This is a genomic window from Peribacillus sp. SIMBA_075, from assembly GCF_046534585.1.
This window is the reverse complement of the sequence record NZ_JAWRYN010001462.1, coordinates 1-241: the sequence shown is the minus strand read 5'-3', so window position 1 is coordinate 241 and position 241 is coordinate 1. Positions and strand designations below refer to the sequence as shown.

1 protein-coding gene is annotated in these 241 nt (G+C 42.7%); it reads right to left on the bottom strand.

What is annotated here, in order from left to right; translation table 11 throughout:
• Positions 1 to 39: 39 nt before the first annotated feature.
• Positions 40 to 241, bottom strand: a 202-nt coding sequence (locus tag SB775_RS33235) for a C40 family peptidase (protein ID WP_410865557.1), incomplete at its 5' end; no start/stop codon positions are given.

Here is a 241-nt window from a genome sequence, read left to right as displayed (position 1 = left end):
CGCTGAAAGACTGCTTCATGAGCAGTCTCTTTGAATAGATTAGTTAACAAATGTTTTCGCTCCAAGGTAAATCGGCTTCCAATAGCTTGAATTCATATCACTGATCGTCACACCGTCAGAAGCAGCATGGATAAACTTGTTGTTCCCAATGTAGACACCCATGTGAGATGGACCAGATTTATATGTCGTAAAGAACACAAAATCTCCAACCTTCGGTGTTGAGACGCTCTTCATCGAGCCC